Here is a 6888-nt window from a genome sequence, read left to right on the forward strand (position 1 = left end):
AGCCAGTTATCGCCCGCCACGGCGTAGATGACATCATCGCCCTGATTACCATACAACCGGTCATTGCCTTCGCCGCCATAGAGCGTGTCATTGCCCGCGCCGCCGTAAATCGTATCGTTGCCGCCGCCCCCGTAGATCACATTATCGCCGTCGTCGCCTGTCAACACGTCGTCAAAGCCGCTGCCGATGATGTTATGCAGGTTACGCAGCGTATCCCATCCTTGATGTGCGCTGATGAATTGCGCTTCCGTGATCCTTAAATCCACGGTCACGCCGTCTTGCGATGTGCTGTAATCCACGGTGTTGTTGCCTTCACCGCCATCGAGGTAGTCGTCACCGGCGCCGCCCGCTAGGGTGTCGTTGCCGGTTCCACCGTACAACGTATCGTTGCCTTGTCCGCCGTGCAGCCAGTTATCGCCCGCCACGGCGTAGATGACATCATCGCCCTGATTACCATACAACCGGTCATTGCCTTCGCCGCCATAGAGCGTGTCATTGCCCGCGCCGCCGTAAATCGTATCGTTGCCTTCAAAACCAAATATTTGTTCGGCATCTGCACTGCCGTCAATAACGTTATCGGCTGTTGTACCCAAAATAACAATAGCGCTTGCAACACTCCTCAAACCAGAGGCATCCGTTTGGCGCAGACGAACACTCATCACGCTGCCGTCATGCAGCAGCTTGTCTTCAGCCGTTCCTCCGGGCAACCATGTTACACCATTATCGGTACTGTATTCCCACGTTGCGCCGGGTTCGACGCCGACCAATGGAAATTCGTTATCCGATGGGAATGCGGCATTGACAGCAGTATCCACATCGCTCACTAAAGCCAGTGATGGCGCTAACGGCACATTACCCATCCGCAATGTATCCCCGACCACCATGCCGGATTGCCCGGACGCATCAATGATATCGATTTTCGAGGTAATAATACCATCAGCCAAGCTGGATAAATCCGCCGTGTAAGTGCCATCGAAGTTAAGATCATCAATAACGACTTGATCGCCATTAACATCCGTAAACGTCACGGTTGCCGTTGCATCGACGTCTAAGCCCACGACACTAAAATCGAGAGCTGTTTTTTCAGTCTCATCAATAAACTTATCATCATCCAGAACTTTAAAAATGCTTGGCGCAATATCGAGTCGAATAAAACCGATGGCAGAAGAGCCATCGGTCGAAGTGGCTTTTACAAATAGAACGCGAGGCGTATTGACGGCCCAGGTACTATTATTGGCAACAAAGATTTTACCCGCGTCAGATCCTGTTGACATGATTGAAAATTCACCGGCTGTATAAGGCGCCGTCCCCGCCGAATTTCCGACCAGCTCGTAGCTTTCCACTTGATCGGTGAGATCTAAATCATCGGCTATGGCTTTAATACCGATGAAGGTACCTATAGCCGTATCGATGGGCACCCAATTGGGCCGAATGCCAGGTATAATAGGGTCGATAGCAAATACCGGCGTGGAAATAGCGTACTCATTCACATCTTCCAGATTAATGATAAACCTTTGATCAAATGAGGCGCCCCCGGAATCGGTTGTGCGCACAGTTACCGCATATTGATGTTTCGTTTCTGCATCCAGCGTCACACCATCTCGGAAGCGGAGTTTATTACCCTCGGTCAGTTCAAAATTAAAGCCGTCTTCCGCATCTAAAATACTGTAGGCATGAACATCGTCGTCAACATCGATTGTAGTTAAACCACCAATGATACGACCTTCTCCGGGAGGCGTATTTTCTTTTATCGTGTCATTCGATAACAAAATCGCGGTTGGCGCGTCATTGGTGCCGTTGATCGTTACGGTGACGCTCGCTTCCGTGCCGTCAATACTTCGCACGGTGAAGCTTTCTTCAACGGTGTCGCCGACATTCAAATAGTCGAACGCACTGTTGGCCACAAAGGTCCAGGCGCCGTCTTCGGTGAGACTGAAGGTGCCGTGGTCGCCTTCAACGCTCTCCTGTGTCTGGAATTTATTGTCTTCGTTATCCGGATCCTCGTTCGTCAAGGTTCCGGTCAACGTCAACGGTGCATCGGTTTCATCGGCTGCTTGAGTTAAATCGCCTCCGATTACCGCCGGGTCGTTGGTGCCGTTGATCGTCACGGTGACGCTCGCTTCCGTGCCGTCAATACTTCGCACGGTGAAGCTTTCTTCAACGGTGTCGCCGACATTCAAATAGTCGAACGCACTGTTGGCCACAAAGGTCCAGGCACCGTCTTCGCTGAGACTGAAGGTGCCGTAGGTGCCGGCAACGTCTTCTTGTACTTGGAATTTGTTGTCTTCGTTATCGACGTCGCTGGCGGTCAAGGTTCCGGTCAAGGTCAACGGTTCATTGGTTTCATCGGCTGCTTGAGTTAAATCGCCTCCGATTACCGCCGGGTCGTTGGTGCCGTTGATCGTCACGGTGACGCTCGCTTCCGTGCCGTCAATACTTCGCACGGTGAAGCTTTCTTCAACGGTGTCGCCGACATTCAAATAGTCGAACGCACTGTTGGCCACAAAGGTCCAGGCACCGTCTTCGGTGAGACTGAAGGTGCCGTAGGTGCCGGCAACGTCTTCCTGTACTTGGAATTTGTTGTCTTCGTTATCGACGTCGCTGGCGGTCAAGGTTCCGGTCAACGTCAACGGTGCATCGGTTTCATCGGCTGCTTGAGTTAAATCGCCTCCGATTACCGCCGGGTCGTTGGTGCCGTTGATCGTCACGGTGACGCTCGCTTCCGTGCCGTCAATACTTCGCACGGCGAAGCTTTCTTCAACGGTGTCGCCGACATTCAGTTCGTCGAAGGCACTGTTGGCCACAAAGGTCCAGACGCCGTCTTCGGTGAGACTGAAGGCGCCGTGGGTGCCTTCAACGTTCTCCTGTACCTGGAATTTATTGTCTTCGTTATCGACGTCGACGGCGGTTAAGGTTCCGGTCAACGTCAACGGTGCATCGGTTTCATCGGCGGCTTGAGTTAAATCGCCGCCGATCACCGCCGGGTCGTTAACTCCGGTCACCGTTATCGTATAGGTCTGGGTAGCGGTTTCACCTTCCTCATCCTTAACCGTATAAGTCACCACAATGGTGCTGATTTCCTCATCGTTAAGGAATTTATACTGAGAAGGATCGACCGTGATCATTGAATCCGAACGGGAGACACCCGCCGGTAAGTCCTGACCGTCATTGCCTGTCGCTTCACCATCCACAACATAGACAACACTATCAATCGTTAAACTATCCAGCCCGAAATCCACATCAATATCGGTTACACCGTCCAATAGGTCGAAGCTAAAGCCCGGATCATTTTCAGAAGCCGTATCACTCGGCGCAGGCTCAATCGCTTGCGGCGCTTCATTGACATTGGCTACCTCGGCTGTCGGTGCGCTCACGACCGTCTCGAAAAAGCCTTCGCCATCAGTATATTGGATACGAACTGACAATGACTTGCCCACATCGTCCCGCGTTAGAGCATAGCTGTTGCCGGTATGCACAACCTCATTATCAATCAACCATTCAAACGTTACCGGCTCGTAAGGGCCGCCATCGGGATCATCCACGTCATGGGTTACGGTTAGAACATCACCCACTCGCACGTCATTGATGTCTCGTTCATCCGCTGTGTTGCTAATCGTCACTGAACCAAAGGGCGGATCGTTGACTATCGTCACATTGATGGTGGTCGTTGCCGAAACACCCGGATTATCGTCCATATCGACAGTCGTGACATCCACAAAACGAGGCGCATCGGTCGGCCGAGTCGACGTATTGCTATATTGGATAGCGCGCAAGGCGAGTTGGAAGAAAGTCGGGTCGAGTCCGCTTTCATTCGACAATGTGATTTCGTGACTATTGTTGCCGGTGACAGTTACACCAATCGCGTAAAACGTCGGGAGCTGGCTTTCAGTAATAAAAAGCTTTTCATTAGAGCCATTGACCGTATCACGCAAGGTCACCGTGACCGACTTGGTGTTTCCGTCCTGGTCGATCAATTCGGCATCGGAGGCTGCGATTGCAACTGGAGCCGCGCCTTCCGTGTAGCTTATTTGATGATCGCGCGTCTCTTCAGTCGGTCCGCTCAAGTCGACGACAGTCGACCAAATCACGTCAACAGTGAAAACAGCCGGAGCGGACGGTTCGCCTTCACTATCTTTTACGGTCAAACTCACATTCCGCGTCCCGACAAATGCATTTTCATTGGCATTTTGATAACGTAACGACAACAAGGCTTCGGTGTACTCTTCATGTGAACCGTCTCCAGTTATGACCAACGGTGAAGCCTCGGTACCGTTGCCGGTTATCGTCAATACGTTATCCAGGCTGGTCGTAAACGAACTGCCAGACGTTGAAAACAAAGTTTCCCAAGTATCACCAAAAGCATTGTCGGTAGTCCATGCGCTATCTAATATTAAACGTGCTTCGGTTAGATAATCACCAAAATCGACATCGGATAACGTGACTTCTTCGTCAGAAGCGAACAAAGGAATACCCTCGCTTCGCGCATAAAATTTGGTGTCATTATCGACTGAGACCTCGGGAGCGTCATTGACATCGGTGACCGTAAGCGTCACCAATCCCTCTGCGAGTGAATACGCCGAACTGCCGCCCCGGCTGCCGGCATTGTCTTCGCCGGCGATATCAGAAACGATGCCACCCGGGACACCGGTCGCCTGGTCCCAGGCGTAATAGCGCAAGCTCGGTTCAGTCAGGTCATTCGCGGTGGTGCCGTTCTTAGCATCCGGCACGAAACGCACTTTGTCATCCTGATCGAGCAACAGCACTTGGCCAACAGCAGTAAAATTGATGGCTTGCCACTCACCAAACGCTTCCGTTTCTGCATTGTAAAGACTGAACTCCCAATGCCCGCCAATGTCGCCGCCGTTGCTCGCCTCAAATATGGCCATGCCTTGTTTGACGCCGTTGTGCTCGCCATGCTCGCCGGTGTCCACATCGGTGATGGTGCCTAGCAACGCGGATACTAAATTACCCGCGTTAGTCACCTCGTCTTCGGTAATCGTTGCCGCGGCTTTTAACGCATCCGCCAGCACCGGCGCATCGTTGACCGGATTTACCGTGATGGCGATATCCGTTTCCGTATACAACGGGTCACCGCCGACATTGCCTTGGTCGTCGATCTTGACGCTCAGGGTGTCTGTGCCGTTGAAATTTTCGTCCGGCCGATACTCTAACCCAGCAACTGCCGCATTGACGTCAGTCAACGTACCGTAGAAAGTTAAACTGGCGCCTTCATTGGCGCTGTCTCCGACGAAAGTAATGCCGTCGGTGTTCGTTAAAGTCAGCGTACCGTGCGCCACCTCTAATGTAATCGTCACACTATCATTGCTAGTATCGCCATCGGCGCGACCGGAGATATCCACGTCGTCGAACGACAAACCGGTAATAGTCAGAACGCCGTCTTCATCGACGGTCTGAGGTACTGGCGCAACTATGGTCGGAGCGTCATTGACATCGGTGACCGTAAGCGTCACCAATCCTTCTGCTAGTGAATACGCCGAACTGTCGCCACGGTTTGCGACGTTGGCTTCGCCGGCGATGCCAGAAACGATGTCACCCGGGACACCGGTCGCCTGGTCCCAGGCGTAATAGCGCAAGCTCGGCTCCGCCAGGTCATTTGCCGTGGTGCCGCCAATTTGATCCGGCACGAAACGCACTTTGTCAGTCTGATCGAGCAACAGCACTTGGCCAACAGCAGTTAAATTGATGGCTTGCCACTCACCAAATTCTTCCGTTTCTGCATTGTAAAGACTAAACTCCCAATGCCCGCCAATGTCGCCGCCGTTGCTCGCCTCAAATATGGCCATGCCTTGTTTGACGCCGTTGTGCTCGCCATGCTCGCCGGTGTCCACATCGGTGATGGTGCCTAGCAGCGCGGATACTAAATTACCCGCGTTAGTCACCTCGTCTTCGGTAATCGTTGCCGCGGCTTTTAACGCATCCGTCAGCACCGGCGCATCGTTGACCGGATTAACCGTGATGGCGATATCCGTTTCCGTATACAACGGGTCACCGCCGACATTGCCTTGGTCGTCGATCTTGACGCTCAGGGTGTCTGTGCCGTTGAAATTTTCGTCCGGCCGATACTCTAACCCAGCAACTGCCGCATTGACGTCAGTCAACGTACCGTAGAAAGTTAAACTGGCGCCTTCATTGGCGCTGTCTCCGACGAAAGTAATGCCGTCGGTGTTCGTTAAAGTCAGCGTACCGTGCGCCACCTCTAATGTAATCGTCACACTATCATTGCTAGTATCGCCATCGGCGCGACCGGAGATATCCACGTCGTCGAACGACAAACCGGTAATAGTCAGAACGCCGTCTTCATCGACGGTCTGAGGTACTGGCGCAACTATGGTCGGAGCGTCATTGACATCGGTGACCGTAAGCGTCACCAATCCTTCTGCTAGTGAATACGCCGAACTGTCGCCACGGTTTGCGACGTTGGCTTCGCCGGCGATGCCAGAAACGATGTCACCCGGGACACCGGTCGCCTGGTCCCAGGCGTAATAGCGCAAGCTCGGCTCCGCCAGGTCATTTGCCGTGGTGCCGCCAATTTGATCCGGCACGAAACGCACTTTGTCAGTCTGATCGAGCAACAGCACTTGGCCAACAGCAGTTAAATTGATGGCTTGCCACTCACCAAATTCTTCCGTTTCTGCATTGTAAAGACTAAACTCCCAATGCCCGCCAATGTCGCCGCCGTTGCTCGCCTCAAATATGGCCATGCCTTGTTTGACGCCGTTGTGCTCGCCATGCTCGCCGGTGTCCACATCGGTGATGGTGCCTAGCAGCGCGGATACTAAATTACCCGCGTTAGTCACCTCGTCTTCGGTAATCGTTGCCGCGGCTTTTAACGCATCCGTCAGCACCGGTGCATCGTTGACCGGATTA

General features: G+C 53.0%; 2 protein-coding genes (both running past the window's edge). Both read right to left on the reverse strand.

Annotated elements, in window-relative coordinates:
- On the reverse strand, positions 1 to 6888 hold part of the coding region annotated (locus METBU_RS24580) for a VCBS domain-containing protein (protein ID WP_144053590.1) (this coding region is incomplete at its 3' end). The annotated region continues 32 nt past the right edge of the window; 6888 of 6920 annotated nt are visible.
- Positions 6886 to 6888, reverse strand: the final stretch of a protein-coding gene (locus METBU_RS0117325; protein WP_017841827.1) for a DUF4347 domain-containing protein. It continues 8931 nt past the right edge of the window; 3 of the gene's 8934 nt are visible here — the last part of the coding sequence; the start codon falls outside the window, past its right edge — the gene reads right to left on this strand; it ends in the stop codon at positions 6886 to 6888. The genes METBU_RS24580 and METBU_RS0117325, both read right to left, overlap by 35 nt.

It is taken from the genome of Methylotuvimicrobium buryatense 5G, from assembly GCF_000341735.1.
Classification (GTDB): Bacteria; Pseudomonadota; Gammaproteobacteria; order Methylococcales; family Methylomonadaceae; genus Methylotuvimicrobium; species Methylotuvimicrobium buryatense.